This window comes from Streptomyces sp. NPDC096324 (assembly GCF_044763015.1).
In the GTDB taxonomy this organism is placed as follows: domain Bacteria; phylum Actinomycetota; class Actinomycetes; order Streptomycetales; family Streptomycetaceae; genus Streptomyces.
The window spans coordinates 431,414-451,164 of record NZ_JBIWFK010000009.1 but is presented as its reverse complement, the minus strand read 5'-3'; the positions used below and the strand labels follow the sequence as shown (position 1 = coordinate 451,164).

At 70.4% G+C, this 19,751-nt stretch carries 19 protein-coding genes; 10 read left to right on the top strand and 9 right to left on the bottom strand.

Going from position 1 to position 19,751, the window contains the following annotated elements:
- Nucleotides 1-24: 24 nt before the first annotated feature.
- A complete protein-coding gene (locus ACIQ7M_RS26965; protein WP_403648889.1) occupies nt 25-672 on the bottom strand; it encodes a hypothetical protein in 648 nt (215 codons plus the stop codon).
- 27 nt (nt 673-699) lie between these two features.
- On the opposite strand from ACIQ7M_RS26965, the gene ACIQ7M_RS26960 reads away from it, so the two are divergent.
- From ACIQ7M_RS26960 to ACIQ7M_RS26935, 6 genes are all read left to right on the top strand, one after another.
- Complete coding sequence (locus ACIQ7M_RS26960) at nt 700-1,563, top strand: hypothetical protein (protein WP_403648886.1); 864 nt, start codon at nt 700-702, stop codon at nt 1,561-1,563.
- Nucleotides 1,560-2,393 (top strand): bifunctional DNA primase/polymerase, encoded by an 834-nt coding sequence (locus ACIQ7M_RS26955; protein ID WP_403648883.1) that lies wholly within the window; start codon nt 1,560-1,562, stop codon nt 2,391-2,393. Before ACIQ7M_RS26960 ends, ACIQ7M_RS26955 begins: the two co-directional genes overlap by 4 nt.
- A gap of 2 nt (nt 2,394-2,395) precedes the next feature.
- Entirely contained in the window at nt 2,396-3,871 is a 1,476-nt protein-coding gene (locus ACIQ7M_RS26950; protein WP_403648880.1) for an ATP-binding protein, read from the top strand.
- 453 nt (nt 3,872-4,324) lie between these two features.
- Nucleotides 4,325-4,537, top strand: coding sequence for a helix-turn-helix domain-containing protein (locus ACIQ7M_RS26945; RefSeq protein WP_403648877.1), 213 nt, complete (start codon nt 4,325-4,327; stop codon nt 4,535-4,537).
- Between the two features lie 65 nt (nt 4,538-4,602).
- Nucleotides 4,603-5,784, top strand: coding sequence for a tyrosine recombinase XerC (xerC, locus tag ACIQ7M_RS26940; RefSeq protein WP_403648874.1), 1,182 nt, complete (start codon nt 4,603-4,605; stop codon nt 5,782-5,784).
- 435 nt (nt 5,785-6,219) lie between these two features.
- Nucleotides 6,220-6,765 (top strand): NUDIX hydrolase, encoded by a 546-nt coding sequence (locus ACIQ7M_RS26935; RefSeq protein WP_403648871.1) that lies wholly within the window; start codon nt 6,220-6,222, stop codon nt 6,763-6,765.
- Between the two features lie 12 nt (nt 6,766-6,777).
- On the opposite strand, the gene ACIQ7M_RS26930 is transcribed toward ACIQ7M_RS26935, so the two are convergent.
- Nucleotides 6,778-8,025 carry a hypothetical protein gene (locus ACIQ7M_RS26930; RefSeq protein WP_403648869.1) on the bottom strand — a complete coding sequence of 416 codons (1,248 nt, stop codon included), beginning with the start codon at nt 8,023-8,025 and terminating at the stop codon, nt 6,778-6,780.
- A gap of 180 nt (nt 8,026-8,205) precedes the next feature.
- Between ACIQ7M_RS26930 and ACIQ7M_RS26925 the strand changes: the two genes are divergently transcribed.
- Nucleotides 8,206-8,703 carry a GNAT family N-acetyltransferase gene (locus ACIQ7M_RS26925; RefSeq protein ID WP_403648866.1) on the top strand — a complete coding sequence of 166 codons (498 nt, stop codon included), beginning with the start codon at nt 8,206-8,208 and terminating at the stop codon, nt 8,701-8,703.
- A gap of 59 nt (nt 8,704-8,762) precedes the next feature.
- On the opposite strand, the gene ACIQ7M_RS26920 is transcribed toward ACIQ7M_RS26925, so the two are convergent.
- Entirely contained in the window at nt 8,763-8,897 is a 135-nt protein-coding gene (locus ACIQ7M_RS26920; protein WP_263974428.1) for a hypothetical protein, read from the bottom strand.
- A gap of 162 nt (nt 8,898-9,059) precedes the next feature.
- Here ACIQ7M_RS26920 and ACIQ7M_RS26915 point away from each other — a divergent pair, with 162 nt between their 5' ends.
- On the top strand, nt 9,060-9,683 hold the full coding sequence (locus ACIQ7M_RS26915; RefSeq protein ID WP_403648863.1) for a class I SAM-dependent methyltransferase: 624 nt from the start codon (nt 9,060-9,062) through the stop codon (nt 9,681-9,683).
- A 239-nt stretch (nt 9,684-9,922) separates the two neighbouring features.
- Here the strand turns inward: ACIQ7M_RS26915 and ACIQ7M_RS26910 are convergent, their stop codons facing one another.
- Together ACIQ7M_RS26910 and ACIQ7M_RS26905 are read right to left on the bottom strand one after the other, a co-directional pair.
- Complete coding sequence (locus ACIQ7M_RS26910; protein WP_403648860.1) at nt 9,923-10,423, bottom strand: DUF402 domain-containing protein; 501 nt, start codon at nt 10,421-10,423, stop codon at nt 9,923-9,925.
- A complete protein-coding gene (locus ACIQ7M_RS26905) occupies nt 10,404-11,333 on the bottom strand; it encodes a GNAT family N-acetyltransferase (RefSeq protein ID WP_403648857.1) in 930 nt (309 codons plus the stop codon). Before ACIQ7M_RS26905 ends, ACIQ7M_RS26910 begins: the two co-directional genes overlap by 20 nt.
- A 71-nt stretch (nt 11,334-11,404) precedes the next feature.
- Between ACIQ7M_RS26905 and ACIQ7M_RS26900 the strand changes: the two genes are divergently transcribed.
- Nucleotides 11,405-11,779, top strand: coding sequence for a GntR family transcriptional regulator (locus ACIQ7M_RS26900; protein ID WP_355769415.1), 375 nt, complete (start codon nt 11,405-11,407; stop codon nt 11,777-11,779).
- Nucleotides 11,780-11,912: 133 nt separating this feature from the next.
- Here the strand turns inward: ACIQ7M_RS26900 and ACIQ7M_RS26895 are convergent, their stop codons facing one another.
- Nucleotides 11,913-13,007, bottom strand: coding sequence for a DUF5925 domain-containing protein (locus tag ACIQ7M_RS26895; protein WP_403648855.1), 1,095 nt, complete (start codon nt 13,005-13,007; stop codon nt 11,913-11,915).
- Between the two features lie 352 nt (nt 13,008-13,359).
- On the opposite strand from ACIQ7M_RS26895, the gene ACIQ7M_RS26890 reads away from it, so the two are divergent.
- The gene (locus ACIQ7M_RS26890; protein ID WP_355769420.1) at nt 13,360-14,166 is read left to right on the top strand and encodes an SGNH/GDSL hydrolase family protein; all 807 of its coding nucleotides are present in this window, start codon (nt 13,360-13,362) and stop codon (nt 14,164-14,166) included.
- 109 nt (nt 14,167-14,275) lie between these two features.
- Here the strand turns inward: ACIQ7M_RS26890 and ACIQ7M_RS26885 are convergent, their stop codons facing one another.
- From ACIQ7M_RS26885 to ACIQ7M_RS26875, 3 genes are read right to left on the bottom strand one after another with little or no spacing between them, the layout of a single operon-like run.
- The gene (locus ACIQ7M_RS26885) at nt 14,276-15,925 is read right to left on the bottom strand and encodes a protein kinase (RefSeq protein WP_403648851.1); all 1,650 of its coding nucleotides are present in this window, start codon (nt 15,923-15,925) and stop codon (nt 14,276-14,278) included.
- Between the two features lie 45 nt (nt 15,926-15,970).
- Nucleotides 15,971-17,935, bottom strand: a complete 1,965-nt coding sequence (locus tag ACIQ7M_RS26880; RefSeq protein WP_403648848.1) for a nickel transporter — start codon at nt 17,933-17,935, stop codon at nt 15,971-15,973.
- Nucleotides 17,932-19,620, bottom strand: a complete 1,689-nt coding sequence (locus ACIQ7M_RS26875) for a tetratricopeptide repeat protein (protein ID WP_403648845.1) — start codon at nt 19,618-19,620, stop codon at nt 17,932-17,934. Before ACIQ7M_RS26875 ends, ACIQ7M_RS26880 begins: the two co-directional genes overlap by 4 nt.
- Nucleotides 19,621-19,751 lie beyond the last annotated feature (131 nt).

Here is a 19,751-nt window from a genome sequence, read left to right as displayed (position 1 = left end):
CGCGACGGCTGCCGTGGGCTGGGATCACCGGGTGTCCCACTCCGGTCCCGGAACGGAATCGTGCACGGTGAAAGCCCAGTCGTCGAAGTTTCCTGTGAAGAAGACCCGTGTCAGAAGGATGTCGCGGGCACGCTGGGCCCGGACCATCAGGCCGAGTTCTTCCGACATCGGTTCGCCTCCGACGGAGATCCGGAACTCCAGTCCGTGTGCCTTGGTGTACTCGAAGAAACGGTCTTCAAGCTGAGATGGCACCTGACCGATCAGGCGCATCCCGTCGATGGTGACCTGTGGCCCCTGTAGTGCGTCGACCGCAACGGCTGCCAGCGCGCCAGACTGCCGGGTATAGGCCGTGACGGCATGCACATGAGAGGGCTCACCCTTCGGGTGGAAGCAGGTCCGTCCCACCAGGGCACCGGATCGGGACATCTGGACTTTCTTGCCTACGAAGCCCTCTGCCTCCATCGCCGTGGCCACTGCTTCGAGGCTCATGCCGAACTGAAGCGGACCGACCCTTTCGAACGGCGTCAGCGTCCATTGCGCGCGCTCAGAGTCATCTACGACAGACCACGACATCCGCAAGCACCCTTCCAGGGTGCGTTCCCGACCCTGATCCGCATCAACAGGGCGGCCCCCGTCTCGCCAAAGTCCGGGGCCGCCCTTGCCTGCCAGCATCCATCCACGGAACTGGAGACATCCAGCATGACGCAACCCACCAGCGTCCCGCGAGCCTTACCGCCGGGAGCTCCCGCCACCGACGACATGCGGTTCTACCTCACCACGCACAAGCGGCACTGGCTGCGCCTGACCGACGTGCCGATGTTCTTGAAGTCCGAGCATTTCGACCGCGCCCGCAAGTGGGACATCGCCCAAGGGCCCTACGCCGTCGACTCCGGCGGCTTCACGGAGCTGAAGGACCGCGGCACCTGGACCCGTTCGCCCCGGCAGTATGTCGATGACCTGCGGCGTATTTGGGAGCACGTCGGCCCCTATGACTGGGCTGCACCGCAGGACTGGATGTGCGAGAACGCCATCATCAATGGCGGTTGGTTCGGTGGGCAGTACTTCGTCGGCACCCACCTGTCCGTCGCTGAGCACCAGCGCCGCACCGTCGCCAACTTCCTCGAACTGCGCTCCCTCGCACCAGACCTGCGCATTGCGCCGGTGATCCAGGGCGACACGGTGCCGGCCTACGAGCGGTGCGTGGGGCTGTACGAGCGGGCCGGCGTCGACCTGCGGGCCGAACCGGTCGTCGGGCTCGGCTCGGTCTGCCGGTTGCAGTCCACCCGGCAGGGCGCCGCGATCGTCACCGCGATGGCCGCGCACGGCCTGCGTCTGCACGGCTTCGGCTTCAAAATCCTCGGCCTGGAACGCGTCGGGCACCTGCTCGCCTCCGCGGACTCCGCCGCCTGGAGCTCCCACGCCCGCCGCCGCCCACCCCTACCCGGACACCCGCACAAGAACTGCGCCAACTGCATCGACTACGCCCTGAACTGGCGCCAACGCGTCATCGACGCCATCCCCACCCACCACCAAATGCTCCTCACCGACCGGAGCGCCGCATGAACAACCACCTGCACACCGCCCGCAACCTCGCGGCGCGCAGCGTGCCCGTACTGCCATTGAGGGCGGGGAAAGTGCCGTTCGGGAACTGCCCGGCCTGCGCCGACAGCGCGTGCGGTGGCCGGCCGAACATGAAGACCCCCGGCCCCTGCCTCTGCCCGTACCCGTGCCACGGTTGGGCCGCTGCCACGACCGACCCCGGCATCATCAACTCGCCTACGTGGGCCCGAGCGTGGCGCGACGCGGCGGGGGTGGCCTACCACCCCGGCGGCGCCCGCCTCACCGTCGTGGACCTCGACAACGCCGAAGCCATCGCGTGGGCCCGTGCCAGCCTGCCCGCCACACGGACCGTGCCGACCACTCGGGGCCAGCACTGGCTTTACCAGGGCGCCATGCAGTCCGCCAACGCCGTACGGCCCGACGTGGACATCAAGTCGTCCATGCAATACGCGCGGTGGCTCGGACCCGGCATCGGCAGTATCGCGCCGCTCCCAGACGTGGTGCGCGCGCTGACCCTGAAGGAACCCGCCACGATCCGGCCGGCGGCCGTCACGGTGCCCTCGCCAACCGGGGGCGGCCGGTGCCCGCACCGCACGTCGACCTATCTGGACCGTGGCATCGCCATGGCGGAGCAGCGCATCGCCGCAGCGTCCAGGGCGGTGCACGCCACCGTGTACCGGACGTTCCTCGCCGTGTTGTCCACGCACGGCAGGTGCGGCTGCCTCACCGAGGCGCACACCGCGCGGCTGTTCACCGCCGCGCAGGCCAAGGGCGAATCGCCGCGGCACTGCACCGACGCGTGGGCCAACGCCCTGACCAGGTTGGGACTCTGACCATGTCCGACGACGAGAAGACCCCCGGCCGCGAGGTCATCGCCGACTACGCGCACGAGCACTTCCGCTACTTCCGCACCGCCGACGGGACCGTGTACGCGCAGAAGAACGGCCACCCCGTGGCCCGTCCGATCCGCTCGCAGGGCACCACGGGCAGCCACCGCCAGGAACTCATGGTCGGCCTGTTCAAGGATGGCATCGGCGTGTTCAACGGGACCGCGCTCAAGGAGGCGTTGGACTTGATCGAAGCACTCGCGCTGACCGAGGACGTGCAGCCGGTGAACATCCGCGTCGCTCCCGGTTTTGACGGGGCGACGTGGCTGGACCTGGGCCGCAACGACGGGCAGTCCGTCCGCATCCACCCCGCCGGCTGGGACATCCTCACCCCCGACCCGCGTGAAGTCTGCTGGCGGCGCACCCAGCTCACCGGCGAACTGCCCTTGCCGATGAAGGACACCGACGGCAAGGGCATCGACCTCCTGCTGAGGCTGTGCAACTTCGCCACCGCGGAGACCGAATGCCTGGCCATCGCCTGGCTGATCGGCTGCCTCGGCCCGTCCGTTCCTGTCCCCGCACCGTTCCTCACCGGCCCGCAGGGCGCGGGCAAGTCCACCGGCGGGCGGATGCTCGTACGGATCATCGAGGGCATGAGCGGTGACCTGCGCCGGGCCCCGAAGGACGAGGAGAACCTGATCGCCGCGGTCGCGGCCGGATGGGTCACCGCCCTGGACAACCTCTCCCACATGACCCCCGACCTGTCCGACGCGATGTGCTGCATCGTCACCGGGGCCGAGAGCGTCAAACGGGCCCTGTTCACCGACGGGGACGTCTTCCGCGTCGGCTATCGCCGCCCCCTGCTCCTCACCGGCATCGACGTCGGCGTCATCCGACCCGACCTCGCCGAACGACTCCTGCCACTACGCCTGGAACGGCCCCGCGTGCGGCGCACCGAGGCCGAACTGTGGACGGACTACGCCGAAGTCCTGCCCGTCGTCCTCGGCTCGCTCCTGGACCTGACCGTCAAGGTCCGCGCAGTGGAGGCGGAGACCCCAACCGACCTGCGGATGGCCGACTTCGCGCACCTCTGCGCGCAACTCGACGCGGCAACCGGCCTCGGGGCGCTCACCGCCTACCGGGCCAGTCTGGACGACCTCAACGACGACGTGATCGAGGGCGACCTCCTCGCCCAGACCGTCCTCCGGCACGCCGACACCATCGAGCCGGGCGCGGCGCAGCGAATGACCTCAACCGAGTGGCTGCACTGCCTCAGTTGCCTCTACAGCGGCGAGGAACTGCGTGCTCTGCCCAAGGGGTGGCCAACCACGGGAAAGGTCCTCTCCGACCGGCTCAAGCGCCTCCAGCCGACGCTGGCCGCTCGCGGTGTCCTCATCGACACCGGCCGCACCAGCGAGGGCCGCTACCTCGAAATGACCCGCACGGCCACAGCGCCCCCGCACGAGCAAGCACGGGCGTTCTGACCCGCAGCGCGCCCGTGTGGACAAGCAAGAAGAGCACCGGCCGCGGCGCGCGTGCTCTTTTTGCTGTTCGGCGGAACGCCGCCCGAGAGGTGCGCCGCGCAGCGGCTCCTTCTTCGCGCTTGAAGCGGCACCGCACCACAACAGACACCCCCTCTTTTGTCCTAAGAGGGAAGACGCTGCGTCATCTGCGTCATGCGGGCCGGAAAACGGCACCTGACCTGCAACTACGGCCATGACGCAGACGGCGGGCCCTGCGTCATCCTGCGTCATCTGCGTCATCCGATGACGCAGCCCATGACGCTGCCATGACGCAGCCCCTAGCTCCCGCGTCACGGGAAACCGCAGGTCAGAAGCCTGAATGACGCTGATGACGCAATGACGCAGAAATCCGCACCTCGGACAGGCGCGACCCCTGAGAAGCACTCAAGACCCCCTGCTAGGAGGCACTCCGGAATGAGCGCCACGCTCGCCCCTCACATCGAGCGGGTCCTGTACCGGCCGGAAGAAGCGGCGGCCACGCTGGGCATCGGCCGGTCGCTGATCTATGAGGAGATCCGCCTCGGACGGCTCCGGACGGTCCGCATTGGCCGTCGCCGGCTTGTCCCGCCCGAGTACGTCGCGCAGTACGTCGAACTCCTCAAGCGTGAGGCCGAAGCCGCCGCTTGAATCCAGCTCCGACGCAGGGCCGCGCCTTCAGGTGCGGCCCTGCCTCTTTTGAAAGGTGAGAGCACATGACGGAGGCGCCCAAGAGGAGTGCCAGGGCGGGGCATGGCGACGACTCGATCTACTGGGACAAGTCCAAGAACCGATACATCGGCGCCGTGTCGCTGGGCTACACGCCGTCCGGCCAGCGCAACCGCTCGAAGGTGTCGGGCAAGACGAAAGCCGAGGTTCGGCAGAAGCTCCGTGAGCTGCGTAGGGAGTTGGCCGATGGCGCCAAGACGCCCGCCAACTACACCGTTGCTCAGGCCGTGACTGACTGGCTCGCCCAGGGCCTCAAGGGCAGGGAAATCACGAGCGTCGACACCTACAAGAGCCTGGCTGAGAACCACGTCATCCCGCAGTTGGGCAAGGCCAAGTTGCGTGAACTCGAAGCTGACGATCTAGACGAGTGGTTGGAGGCCAGGGCGGAGGTTCTCGCGACGCAGTCATTGAGGATGGTTCACTCAGTCCTTCGTCGGTCGATCAGCCACGCTCAGCGGCGAGGCAAGGCTGCGCGCAACATGGCTGATCTGGTCGAGGTACCGGACGGGCGAGCGGGGCGGCCGAGCAAGTCGCTGTCTCTGGACCAGGCTGCGGCGGTTCTTCGAGCTAAGGACGGTAGCTGGGTCCACGCGTACGTGGTGCTTTCGCTGCTTGTAGGGGTTCGGCCGGAGGAAGCGAGGCCCCTGACCTGGTCGCATATCCACCTCACCCGCTCAGGGAACGAGAAGCCGCACGTGGACGTCTGGCGCTCGGTGCGCCAGCACGGTGACACGAAGACGCGGAAGAGCCGGCGCTCGCTGGCCATGCCGCAGCAAGTTGTCGCCGTCATGAAGGCTCACCAGCGCCGCGAGCGGGCCGCCTGCCTCGCGGCCGGCGAGGAGTGGACGGACGAGCGGCTCGTCTTCCCGACGGCGGCGGGCGAACGTCGCAGTGCCCTGAACGTGCGCCGGAACTTCAGGACCCTTTTGAAGGAGGCCGGCTTCAAGGATCCGCAGGCATGGACTCCGCGCGAGCTGCGGACGAGCTTTGTGTCTGTGCTGTCGGACCACGGGATCCCGATCGAAGTGATCTCGCGGCTCGTGGGGCACAACGGCAGCGGGACGACCGAGAGGGTCTATCGCAAGCAACTGCGTCCCGTCATCGCCGAGGGCGCGGAAGCCATGGACCACATCTTTGGAGACACGGCTGAGGACGGCGAGAGTGACTGAGGGGCGGGAAACCGTCTGACTTTCTCGACCGTGGCTCCCTGTTTGGCTCCCAGTACCCAGGGGATCCCTCGAAGGTATGCCTCTGACCTGCGCGAAACGCGCTAGATCGGCCTATGGGTGCTTACGGTCCCTTTAAGGCAGAGCTAACGGGGGGCTGAGGAAGGGGGGTTGGGGAGGCCGGTGCCCCGTGTGCCGGAGTGCTGGTGGGCCGTCCCTGATCGTCGGAGGTTCGTGGACGGGCCGCCGTGGCGGCGGAGTTGAGGTCCGTGACGGCAGGGATGGGGTGCGTGGCGGCCGGGCTGGGGTGCGTGGCCGGCGAGTTGGGGTGCGTGGCGGGTGGGTTGTGGGCTGCTTGGATTTTTGTCGGGCCGCTTCAGGAGTGCTCGCCCGATGTAATGTGATGTCGCCTTGTGGATCTGTTCTCGGAGGCGGTCGATGCAACCACGTCGTATCCGGAGGCAAGAGGCCGTCGAGGTGTATCGGAACGCCTACGGGAGCCTGTATGACGACGCTGTCGTCTCTCCGGACGGGAAGCCGGGGCGCTATCTTCGATGGAAGTGGTCGACGCCGGGTGTCGTCGTGGTGCCTCGCTGGGGCGACACGGTCGCTCTCGTTCCCGCTTTCCGTTATCCGATCGGTGATCTGTCGTGGGAATTCCCGCGGGGAGGCCGGGAGCCCGGCGAGTCGGTCGAGCAGGCCGCGGCCCGGGAATTGAACGAAGAGACCGGTCTCACGGCGACCACCACGAAACGGCTCGGCGTGCTCTACGCGGACACCGGCCTGATCGAGACTTCCGTCGAGGTGGTCGAGGCCTTTGTGGCGACCCCCGAGTTCGGGAGGCGGTCACCGGACGTCATGGAATCGGTGGAGGAGCCGGACTGGTTCAGCTCCTCCGAATTGCGGACGGCCCTCGCGGAGCAGCGAGTACGGTGTGCGATCACCATCGCCGCCGCAGCACTGGCCTGGCCGCGGGAGCACTAGCGGCCGGTCGTTTCATTCCGGAGGTTCCGTCGGACTGACGATCCGCAGCAGCTTCTCATGCTCGGGGAGTTGCTTCTCGAGCCGCCAGGCGTTCTTGAGCCTCTCGGATTCCTTCTTCAGTTTCCTCTCCTTCTTGTCCTGGGCGATGTCGAACGGCATGGACAATAGATTCAGCATGAGCGAAGCAGGGTTGAAGCCGGAACTTATCAAGCCGATCGCGGTGTCGAGGGCTCCCGTGGCGACGGAGGACGACGAGACGTGGAGCCTGGCCGTGACCCGCTCGTCCCGGACAGCGGCCAGGGCGTCGGCGTCGAGGCCCCGGAAGGCGGCGACCGCGGCTTCCTGGAGGTGCATGCAGAAGTCTTCGACGCCATCCCTCAGCGCGTCGGTGTCCACCGGTCGGCCGCTGTGAGCCTTCGCGAATTGATCGACGACCACTTTCCGGGATTCGAGCCCGACGGCTTCGTTGACCACACCCGCGGGAAGGCGCGCCAGCACGAAGGGGTTCAGCGCATAACCGGGCAGGGCCAATTCGCCCTGGGGAGCGTCCCCTTGCAGCGCGACCGTGGACGGCGTGCGCACGGTGCCCCACGCCACCGGCATCTCCAGTACGGAGGGTAAGGACGTCCTGAAGGACCAGTTCGCCGACCGCTCGACGGCCTCCAGCGCGACTTCGGAGGTCTCCCCACGGGTCGCTCGCCGCCGCTCCTCGATCCATCCGCGCAGGGAGTTGTAGTACAGCGGATCCTGGCCGTGGATCCATTCCACCGCGGCACGCAGGGTCCGGGAATAGGAATCGTCGGGCGGCCCGATCAGCTCGGTCAGACGGTCCGCCGTCCTCCGCTTGAAACCCTCGCTCACCTTGTCCACCGAGTACGGAGCGATGTGCCCTTCGGTGATCTCGTCCATGAGCTCGGCGTATTCCTCGGTCGGGACATCGACCACATGGCGCGCCTCGTGTTCGTCCCGGATCTCGCGAAAGGAACCCGCGGAGTCGCGTCGCACGATGACCAGCATGCCCGAGCTGATCAATTCGGCGAGATCCGCGCGCCATTCGGGGGTCGACGGGGTCTGCCCGTCGAGGAGTGAACGCAATGCCACGTTGTGGAGCACCTGGGAATCGGTGATGACCAGCCGCTCGGCGAAGAGAGCGTTCTGGACTATCCGCGCCCGCAGTCCTTTGGGGTCGGTGACCGTGCTGCCATGATGTTCCGTCTCGCTCAGAAAGACATGAGTGCTGTTTCCCGCGGCAGGCGACACGGTTCCTCCACCGATGGCGATTTCGGGCGCACCCGAGGATGGTGTGCTCGCGTCCTTCGCGGCGACAGTATCGGCTCCGCCACCTCGCCTCCAGCCTTCGCGGCCGGGGAGCTTCGGGGCGGTGTTCGGTATACAAGGAGTCGTACGCGACGGCGATCAGGCAGGTAGGTGGGTGCGGGCATGGCGGAGACGCCGGGCGAATTCGGGCCGACGGCAGAGGGGTTGGGGGTGCGGATGGCCGACGTCGCCGACGTGCCCGTCGTGAAAGCCGTGATCGACGCCGCCTTCGAGCCCTATGTGGAGCGCATCGGGCTCGTTCCGGTGCCCATGGAAGCGGACCACGCGGCGAACGTGGCCGCGGGACGAGTGTTCGTCACGGGGGAGCCGGTCCTCGGGCTCGTGGTCGTCGAGGAGCGCCCGGACCATCTGTATCTCGACATCATCGCGGTCCGGCCCGATGCCCACGGCCGGGGCATCGGGGGCCGGCTGCTGCGCTTCGTCGAGGAACACGCGCGGGCGCTCGGGCTGGACGAGGTCAGGCTCTACACCAACGCGCTGATGTGGGAGAACCAGAAGATCTACCCGAGATACGGGTACGAGGTCGCCGAGCGGCGCGCCGACGGACCGTACGACCGGATCCACTACCGCAAGCGGCTGACCGGACGGGACCGGCCGTGAGCCGCCGGCGCGAGTTCACCACGATCCGGCTGAACGGCCGCCGGGCACGGCACGGCGGCTCAGCCGTCCGGCCACCAGGTGCGCGCGATGTCCTTCCGGACCTCCGGGCGCTCGGCGGGGCGCTCGTCGGGCTCGTCCCGCACACGGCGGGAGTCCGACTTCCTCAGGGGCTTCTGCACGGTCACACGGCGCATGGCTGCCTCCTCGGGCGTCTACCGGATTCCGCGGTCGTACGGAGGTAGACCCTTTCGGGGAGAGTTCCTCATCGGTCGCGATCTGTCTGTGGCGGCCGTCACCCGCGGGCCGTCCGCGCAGGCCGAGGCCGATTGTCAGTGGTGGGTGACATCGTGGAACGCATGGTGAGCGACGACGGTACGCAGGCAGGGGTGGGCGTCGACTGGGACGCGGAATCCGGCACGTTCGACGAGGAGCCCGACCACGGGCTGCGCGACCCCGAGGTCCGCGGCGCCTGGGCCGCGCGGCTGCGGGACTGGCTGCCCGAGAAGCCCGGTGATCTCCTCGACGTCGGCTGCGGCACCGGCAGCCTGTCGCTCATGGCGTCCGAACAGGGCCACAGGGTCACCGGGGTCGATCTCGCCCCGGGCATGATCGACCGGGCCCGCGCCAAGCTGGCCGGCCGTGACGCGGTGTTCCTCCGCGGCGACGCGGTGGCACCGCCCGTCGGGGAGCAGCGCTTCGACGTCCTGCTCAGCCGCCATGTGCTCTGGACGCTGCCCGATCCCGGACGTGTGCTGCGGCACTGGCGCGGACTGCTGCGCCCGGGAGGGCGGCTGGTGCTCGTCGAGGGCGTGTGGGGGACCGTGAGCCCGGTCGGCATATCCGCCGAGCGGCTGGCCACCCTGCTCCGGCCGCTGCTGCCCGACCCCGCCGATCTGCGGGTGGAGCCGCTGTCGGGCGACGCGCGGCTGTGGGGCCGGGACGTGGAGGACGAGCGGTACGCGGTGGTGGCCCGCTTCTGAGCGGCGCTGTCCACGCTGTCCATGGCGCGGTGCCGTTCGGGCGCGGTGTCGCGCCATGGGGCGTTGTCGCGCATGGTGCGGGGCCGGTCGCGGAGTGACACTGCTCGGTGAAGGCCGTGGGCGGCGTCTCCGAGCGGTGTCTCGGGCGGCGTCTCCGAGCGGTGTCCGGAGGGTGCTGCCGAGCGGGGTTGCCGGGGCGCGTCGACGAGGGCGCCCGCGGCAGTCCCACCCGGCAGGCGTCAGGCGAGCAGGGCCTCGAAGCCGCCCTCGCGGGCCAGGTGTTCGAGGTCGTCCAGGGCCTTCTCGGCGGCGGCCGCCGCGGCCGGGTCGCGGGTCGCCAGGCCGCTCTCCGCGAACTCGTCCTCGTCCAGGCGCCGTACGTCCGTGCCGTCGGCCGAGCGCCACAGGTCGAGGTCGAGATCCTCGACGACGAGCCGGCCCCCGGAGACGGTGGCCGGACGAGTGATGTCGCAGTACCAGCCCTTGCGCTCACCCGCGGCGTCCCGGACCTCCTTCACCGAGTACCAGCGGTCCCGCCAGTAGTACTCGGTGAAGATGTCGCCCTTCTCGAACTGTACGAAGCCGAAGTCGCGGACACCGTCTCCCGCCCAGGGGGCACGCACGACCAGCCGGGTGCCGTCGTCCGCGAGCAGTTCGGCCGGGTAACTGATCTTCGTACGGCCTGCCTTGACGAGTACGACCTCCAACGTGCCGGGCGTGTCAGCCGAGGTCACGGACATACTTCACCTCCGTTGCGCAGATTTCATAACCGAACCATGTGTTGATCGCCAGCATCGGACCGTTGCCGGCGTCGTTGCCCGTGAACGCGTCCGTGAACCCCGCCGCGCGGGCCCGGTGCAGTGAGTGGTTCTTGGCGAGTTTGGCCAGACCCCGGCCCCGGAAGGCGCGGGCGGTGCCCGTCATCACGGTGCCGTAGCGGGTGCCGCCGTCGGTGCGGGCCGCGCTGAACGCCGCCGGGCGTCCGTCGACGAGCGCGACGGACGTGAGGTCACGGTTCAGGAGAGGGTGGTTCCAGGTCTCCGTCAGCCAGGCGTCGTAGTCCGTGAACTCGCGCTCGGTGTCGCTCGGTTCGTCGAGAATCGTCTCCGCGTCCAGCCGGAACAGCGGTCGGGGGTCGTCGGCGAAGTCCGCTCCGGTCCGCAGCTCCACACCGTCCGGTGGGGACGGGAGCGGGGGCAGGGTGCCGTTCGCCAGGTCGAGGCGGAGGAAGTGCGCCGAGCGGGCTGCGCGATAGCCCCGCTTCTCGGCGAAGGCGCGGTGCTCGGGCGCGTCCAGCACCCAGGCGTGCAGGCGGGTCGCGCCCAGGGCGGCCAGTCGCTCCTCGGCGGCGCGGGCCAGCAGCGAACCCGCTCCGCGTCCCGTCCGTTCCGGGTGAACGTAGATGTTGAGGCTCCCCAGGCCGGGCTCCGGACTGTCGTACACGAGGCCCACCGTTGCGGTGCCGATCAGCTCCCCGTCCTCCTCGGCCAGCAACGGCCGGTAGTGGGAGTCCGGATGGGCGTACTTCACGTCGTAGGTGATGGACTCGGGGGTGAAGAGCATGAAGGGGAGGGCCTGGTGACGAACACGCGCGAAGCCCGCGGCGTCCACCGGGTCGTCGTGCCGGAGTTCGCGAACGATCACGGTCATGTGATCGCACGTTACGCGGGCGCCTCGGGCGGATGCCTCTCATTTTCGCGCGCGTACGGGACAATCGCCGGGTGACCCTGAAGATCCGCATCGCAGAGGGGGCCGCGCCGTACGAGCAGGTGCGCGCCCAGATTTCCGAGCAGGCCCGGTCCGGTGAGCTGCCGGTCGGCTACAAGCTGCCCACGGTACGGGGGCTGGCCGAGTCGCTCGGTCTCGCGGCCAACACCGTCGCCAAGGCGTACCGGGCGCTGGAGTCGGACGGGGTGATCGAGACGCGGGGCCGCAACGGTACGTTCGTGGCCGCCGCCGAGGACGCCGCGTCCCGCGAGGCCGCGTCGGCCGCGCAGGCCTACGCCGAGCGCGCACGCCGGCTCGGCCTGACCGAGGACACCGCGCTCGCCGCCGTACGGGACGCCCTGCGAGCGGCTTTCGAGGACGCCGGTTAGCCACCGGACCGCGCGTCACGGGCAAGACCGCGCGTCCCGGATCGGAGTGCGGTCCGGACCGGAGCGCGGCTCGGTCCGGGTGCTGCCTGGTCCGGAGTGTGGCCCGGTCCGGAGTGCTGCCCGGACCGGAGTGTCAGAGATACAGCCCCGCGTCCGCGCCCTCGCGTTGGTCCGGGACCGACGTCGGGGTCGTTCCGCGGCGCAGCGCGTACAGCTCCGCGAGGGTCGCGCCCTCGCGTGAGACGCCCTCCTCCGTACCCAGCCAGCTCACCGCCTCGCGGCGGGTGAGCGCTCCGACCTCGATCCGGGCGAGGCAGCGGCCGGGGCGGACGACGGCGGGATGGAGGCGCTCCAGGTCCTCGTTGGTGGTGACCCCCACGAGGACGTTGCGGCCCTGGCCGAGCAGTCCGTCGGTGAGGTTGAGCAGCCGGGACAGGGCCTGGCCGGCGGTGTGCTTGGCCTCGCCGCGGATCAGTTCGTCGCAGTCCTCCAGGAGCAGGAGCCGCCAGCGGCCCTTGCCGGTGCCGTCCTCCTCGCCGATCGCGATGTCCATCAGATAGCCGACGTCGGAGAAGAGGCGCTCGGGGTCCAGCACGCAGTCCACCTGGCACCAGTCGCGCCAGGAACGGGCCAGCGTGCGCAGGGCGGAGGTCTTGCCGGTACCGGGCGGACCGTGGAGCAGGAGCAGCCGTCCCGCGATGTCCTCCGGCGTCGTCTTCATCAGGTGGTCCATGGCGTCCGCCACCGGCGCCGTGTAGTTGGGGCGGACCTCCTCCCAGGTGCCCGCCGAGATCTGCCGGGTCGTGCGGTGCGGTCCCCGGCGCGGTGACACGTACCAGAAGCCCATCGTGACGTTCTCCGGCTGCGGTTCGGGCTCGTCCGCCGCGCCGTCCGTGGCCTGCTTCAGCACCTTCTCGGCGAGTTCGACGCTGGTCGCCGTCACCGTCACGTCGGCACCGCGGTTCCAGCGGGACACCAGCAGCGTCCAGCCGTCGCCCTCGGCGAGGGTGGCGCTGCGGTCGTCGTCGCGCGCGGAACGCAGCACCCGGGCGCCCGGCGGGAGCAGAGTGGCCCCGGACCGTACGCGGTCGATGTTCGCCGCGTGCGAGTGCGGCTGCTCGCCCGTCGCGAAGCGACCGAGGAACAGCGCGTCGACGACGTCCGACGGCGAGTCGCTGTCGTCGACGTTGAGCCTGATCGGCAGAGCGTCGTGTGGGTTCGCAGACATGTCGCCATGATCTGTCACGCGGGCGCCCCGTGCACCCGGTTTCCACGGTGCGTCGCGTGTGTCGCGCTCGGTCCCGCTCTTCGGGGGTATCCCCTCCCGCTTGTTCCCCAAGGGCGTTACGGCCCTCCCCGATCAGACGGCCGCCCATCTCACGTGCGGTGTACGGGAGTTGACGTGTCGCGCTCCCGTGTCATCCGGCTGTCATGCAACCGACATGAACATGTCGAGAAATATGTGATGAACGGGGACGGACCGGCTCGTTGATGCATAAGAGTCTTGGCATGGACACTTCCGGTCAACACGCGTAGCTGCTACCAAAGTTGTGGCAGAGATCCTGCTAAAGGGAGGTTCCATGAGACGTCCCAGATTTTCGGCATACATGACCTCACTCCTCCTGGCCGCCGGCCTCGCCCTCACCGGGGCGGCAGCGGCTCAGGCGCAAACCGCGGCGGCCACCGGCTATGTGGCGCTCGGTGACTCGTATTCCTCCGGTGTCGGCGCGGGCAGCTACATCAGCTCCAGCGGCGACTGCGACCGCAGCACGAAGGCGTACCCCTATCTCTGGAACGCCGCGCATTCACCGTCGTCGTTCGACTTCACCGCTTGCTCCGGCGCTCGTACGGGTGATGTCACGGCGAATCAGCTCGGCCCGCTCAGCTCCTCCACGGGGCTCGTCTCGATCACCATCGGCGGCAACGACGCCGGCTTCTCGGACGTCATGACGACCTGCGTTCTGCAGTCCGAGAGTTCCTGCCTCTCACGCATCGCCACGGCGAAGGCGTACGTCGACTCCACGCTCCCCGGCAAGCTCGACTCGGTCTACTCGGCCATCAGCGCGAAGGCCCCGGCCGCCCACGTGGTCGTCATCGGCTACCCCCGCTTCTACAAGCTCAACGGAAGCTGCCTGACCGGACTTTCGGACACCGAACGGTCCGCCATCAACGGCGCGGCCGACTACCTGGACAGCGCGATCGCCACTCGTGCCGCCGCCCACGGCTTCACCTTCGCGGACGTCAGGGGCAACTTCACCGGCCACGAGATCTGCTCCGGCAGCGCCTGGCTGCACAGCCTGAACTGGCTGGACATCGGCGTGTCGTACCACCCGACCGCGAGCGGTCACTCCGGCGGCTACCTGCCGGCCTTCTCCGGAGCCGTCTGACCTCCGGGCCCCCACCCCGGACTCCGGGCCCCCACCCCGGAACCCTTCGAGAGAACACCCGCCCCGGCAGGGAGAACGCCCGCCCTGCCAGGGCCCCACCGCCCGCCCCTCAGGGAGTGGCGGACACGGATGCGGAGGCCCCGTCCGTCGGGGTCTCCGTCTCACACGTGATGGTGAACGGAACGGAGTCGGAGGTCACGCGCACCGGGCTGCGCACCTCCACGCTGATCGAGTTGGCGAACTCCCCGCTCGTGTCGTACGTCGTCGCCACCACCGTCTTCTGCTGCGTCCTGCCGCCGCTCGCGGGGAACGACAGTGTCTTCCAGCCCGGATCGGTCACCTCGCCGGTCTTCGTCACCCAGCGGTACTCGACATCCACCGGGACACGGCCCACCGTGAACGTCGCCGTGAACGAGGGGGCTTCGGCACTCGGCGGCGGACAGGAGCCCCGGTAGTCGGTGTGATGTCCCACGACCGTGACGTGGACGGACTGCGCGGGTGGCGCGGTGGTCGAACTCCCGGTCTCCGGAGCGCTGCTGGAGGGGCTCCGGCCGCCGGTCGCACCGGCGGTGGCGCTCTCGCTCTTCCTGCCGCCCGAGGTACCGCTGTCGGTGGTGCCGGTGCCCCCGCTGCTGCTGTTCCCCTGCCCGGTGTTCCCGCCGTCACCGTCGCCCTTGTTCAGCAGGGCGTACGTCAGTCCGCCGAGAGCGAGTGCCAGCGCGACCAGGCCCGCGACGATGGCGACGGCCGCCCGGCGGTTGCGGTCGGGCTCCGCCGCCGGGGTGGCCGAGGGCAGGGTCGCGGGAGGCGGACCGAACCCCTGGGGCGGCGTCGCGGAGGACGGCGCCGGCACGCCGAACGCCCCGATCGTCGGCGCCTGGGACGAGCGCGTCGTGGCGCCGGTGGAGCCCATACGACGTGTGGGCGCCGTACCGCCCGCCGCGACCACGCGCAGCTCGCGCTCGGCCGAGTCCGCGCTCGTCCGCTCGGCCGGGTCCTTGGCGAGCAGCCCGTCGAGGACGGGAGCGAGCGGGCCGGCGCGACGGGGCGGCGGCAGCGGTTCGTCGACGATGGCCCGCAGGGTGCTCAGCGGAGTGGGCTGCCGGAAGGGCGAGTTGCCCTCGACCGCCGCGTACAGCAGTACGCCGAGCGACCACAGATCCGACTCGGGGCCGGGGGTACGCCCCAACGCCCGCTCCGGGGCGAGGAATTCCGGCGACCCGATGACCTCGCCCGTCATGGTCAGGGCGGAGCTGCCCTCGACCGTCGCGATGCCGAAGTCCGTCAGGACGACCCGTCCGTCGTTCGCCATCAGCACGTTGCCCGGCTTGACGTCCCGGTGCAGGACCCCCGCCTCGTGCGCGGCGCGCAGCGCGGCGAGGACCTCGGCGCCGATGTGGGCGGCGCGCTGCGGATCCAACGGACCCTCGGCGTCCAGCAGATCGGAGAGGGCGATCCCGCGGATCAGCTCCATCACGATCCACGGGCGGCCGTCCTCCATGGCCACGTCGTACACCGTGACGACATTGCGGTGGGAGACCCGGGCGGCCGCCCACGCCTCCCGCTCCAGACGCGCGTACATCCGCTCGATCTCGGAATCGGGAAGCCCGTGCGGGGCGCGGACCTCCTTCACGGCGACCTCGCGTTGCAGCACTTCGTCGCGAGCGCGCCACACCGTGCCCATGCCGCCCTCGCCCAACGGCGAGAGCAGCCGGTAGCGCCCCGCGATCACACGTTCACTGCCCGGATCTTCGGACACGTGCGTCCCCCATTCGCATCCGCGCGATTTCTCCCCAAAAGTAGCTCAGCCGAGTACGGATGCCGCCCCCTTGAGCACCAATCCGGCCCCGAGCGTCACGACGATCAGCGCCGAGCCGAGGGGCGCGAACCTGCGGACGAGGGTGACGAGGCGGCCCCCGGCCCATCGTTGGCGTCCGGCGAGGGCGCGGTTCACGCCGCTGCCGAGCTTGACGACGGCGAACCCGGCCGCTGTCAGCGTCAGGGCGAGTCCGACGCCGTACGCGAGGACGAGAAGAAGGCCGAACCAGGCCTGTCCGAGCGCCGTGGCGCCCACGAGGACGACGACCGCCGACGGGCTGGGCACCAGGCCACCGGCGAAGCCGAGCAGGATCGTGCCACGGACGGTGGGCGCGATCTCGTGGGTGTGGGTGAAGCCTCCGTGGGTGTGTTCGAGGGTGGGGGAGTGGGGGGTGCCGGCCGAGCGGTGGTCGTGGCTGTGGTCGTGGTCGTGCACCTGGCCGTGGCTGTGGTCGTGGCCGGGGTCGTGCGGGTGCGGGTGCGGGTGGGCGTGGGGTCGGGGCGCTGTCGCCGTCGCCGTCGCTGTGAGGGTGCCGGTCGTGGCGGACGCGGTGGCATGAGCCAGGACCAGGGGACGCGCGGCGTCCACGTGGTCATGGCCGTGCGCGTGGTCGTGGTCGTGCGTGTGCGCGGGGACGGGCGGGTGCTCATGGTCGTGTGCGTGACCCGGTCCGTGGTTGTGGTCGTGGGGATGGGGATGGGCCGGAGCCTGATCCCGGCCGTTGTCGTGTTCGTGTTCGTGCGCGTGACCGTGGTCGTGACCGTGAGCCGGCGTGTGGTCGTGATCGTGCGCGGGGCCGTGGCCATGTCCGTGCCCGGCGTCATGCCCATGGTCATGTCCGTGCTCGTGCCCATGGTCATGCCCGTGCCCGGCGTCATGCCCGTGCCCGTGGTCATGACCGGGGGCGTGTGCGGAGGGCCGGGTGCGCCAGGCCCGGCGCAGGAGTGTGGCGCCCGCGCCCATGACGAGGACGCCGCTGGACACGCCCAGCCAGGCGATCACGGAGGGGGCGGCCGCGGAGCCCGCGGTGACCAGCAGGCCGAGCGCGACCACTCCGAGGGTGTGGGTGACCGTCACCGAGGCGGCCAGCGGCAGCACGTCCTTGAACCGGGCCCGGCCCCCGCGCGCGGCCGCCGTCGCGGCCATCAGGGTCTTGCCGTGGCCGGGCGCGAGCGCGTGCATCGCGCCCAGGCCCACGGCGATGACCAGAGCGAGGGCGGCGAAGCCGAAGGTGAGGTCATGGCGGGCCACCAGGTTGTTCAGGGCCTGGGTCCAGCGGTCGGCACCGCGCGGGAGCACGGAGGCGGCGGGGGCCTCGCGCCGCTCCTCGACGAGGGCGGGACCGCCGGGCCGGATCCGCAGCGAGGCGGTGGCGGTGTCGGCGGGCGAGGAGAGCAGTGCCTTCGGGTACTGGGTCAGCTCCGCCGAGACGGATTTCCGCGGTACGTCCGAGGAGGTGAGCGTCATCCGGTCGCCCCGGGCGGTGATCTCGCGCCAGCCGGGACCGTGATCGGTGCCCGCGCCGTGGAAGCCCACGGTGAGCGCGCCCTCGCCGGACAGCGGCGCCGTCAGTCGGCACTCGACGCGCAGGGTGTCGAGTCCCGCCTGGCCCGGCCGCAGGCGTGCCGTGCTCGCGCCCGCGGTCAGCGTCACCGCCCGACCGTTCACCGTGACCTCGCTGCCGTGCGCGGCGGTCTCGCACCGCTGCCGGGCCCAGTCGGCCATGCCGAGCCGCTTGATGTCCGGCTTGGCCTGGGTGGCGGGGATCTCGGCCAGGTCCTCGACGTGATCGACGCGCAACTGCCCGGGGGCGGCGACGAGCCCGTCGTAGCGGTTGACCGTGAAGTTGCCGAGCGGATGGGCGTCGGCCGGCCCGGAGGGGACCAGCACGAGGGCACAGGCCGCGGTCAGGACCGTGCCGCACAGGGCGAGGAACCGGGGCGCCCTCACTTGGTGGCCTCCAGTGCCTTTCGGGCCTCGCGGGCGGCCAGCGGCGAGAAGCCCGGGTTCAGGTCCAGGGCCGCCTTGAGCGCGGTGCGGGCCTTGTCGGTGTGGCCGGTGGCCTTCTCGATGACGCCGAGGTGGTAGAGGAAGGAGGCGTTGCGGTAGCCCGTCGCCGTGGCCCGGCGCGCGTACGGCAGGGCCTCGGCGTCGCGGCCCGACACATGCAGGGCCCAGCCGAGCGCGTCCGCGGTGTGCACGGTGTGGCGGCGGGCCCACTCGGCGCGGGCCGCCGTGAGCGCCGCCTCGTGGTCGCCGTGGTCGGCGGCCGCCAGGGCGGTGTCGAGGTCGGCGTTGACGCCGTAGGCGTGGGCGAGGGAGATCCAGGCGTTCACCAGCGTGTACTGGTCGCGGGCCTTCCGCGCGTCGCCCGCCGCGCCGCGGGCCTCGTACAACTCCCCGAGCTCAACGAGGGGTTGAGGCAGCGGGTAGCGCTGCACGACCAGTTCCATCCCCTTGATCGCCGCCGCGCGGTCGCCCTTGGCGGCCTGGGTGCGGGCCCGGCCCTCGAGGGCGGGGAGGTAGGTGTCGTCGGCGGCCAGCGCGCGTGCGTAGTAGGTGAGGGCGGAGTCGTAGTCGCCCTGGTTCCAGGCGAGTTGGCCGAGCGCGGACGCGACGTACGAGATGTCGCCGCGGCTGGTGGCCGTCGCGAGCGCCTGCTCCAGGACCCGCCGGGCGGTCTTCACGTCGCCGCGCAGCTCGTGGACGTAGGCGTACCGGGTGAAGACCGGGACGCCGGGGCGGCGCGAGTCCGCCAGGTCGGCCGCCTTCGACGCCTCGTCGTAGCGCCCGAGTTCGACGAGGGCGTCGATACGGGAGGACAGGGCGCGTTCGCTGTAGGGGTTCTGCTTCAGCGCGAGGTCCGCGTACTTCAGGGCGCCGGTGAAGTCGTGCCGGGCGGCGGCGAGGGCGGCCCGGCCGGCGAGGGCGGGATCGTAGTCGGGGCGCAGCTTCAGGGACCTGTCGAGCGCCTTCTGCGCCTGGGGATAGCGCGAGGGGTCGCCCTTGGTGCGGGCCTGCTCGACATAGGCGAGACCGAGCGTGGACCAGCCGCCGAAGTCCGCCGGCTGGGAACGGAGATGGGCCTGGAGGGAGAGGACGCTCGCGTCGAGGTCGCCGCTCGCGAGCAGTTGCGGTGACACGCCGTTGGACACGGCCGCGACGGCGGGAGTCGTCGCGCCGTCCCTCAGCGCGCCGAGCACCACGGCGCCAGCCGTCATGGCGACGGCCAACGCGGCCGCGCAGAAGCCGAGTTGAGCGGCCCGCCAACGGCGTTGCGCCTGCGAGACCCGGCGCACGGCGGCCACCCGCTCGTCGCCGCCGTCCCCGACGGGGTCCTCGGCGTGGGTGTCCGCGCCGGGCACGGGCACCGGGGCTTCCGGGCCGGCCGGGGTCGAGGCGGCCGCCGGGCCGGCCGGGGTCGAAGGAGTTTCCAAGCCTGCCGTGGTCTCCTCGGCCGGGGCCGAGGGAGTTTCCAAGCCGGTCCTGGTCTCCTCGGCCGGAGTCGCCTCAGCGCTCTCCTCTGCCGAAGTCGCCTCCGTGGTCTTCTCGGCGGGCGTGGCCCCCACGGTGTTCTCGTCGGGCGTGGCCCTCTCGGCGTCCGGCGTCGCGTTGTCGTTCGTACGCGGGGACATGCCCACTCCTCAAAGTCCTTGGTGGAACGGTCGTTGTGGGGGGTGAGGCGGCGCGGCCCGCACCGTGGGGGGTCGAACTGCGTGCGGGCCGCGCCAGTAGGTGAGCCGGGTCGGAAGGCCCGGCACCGGGT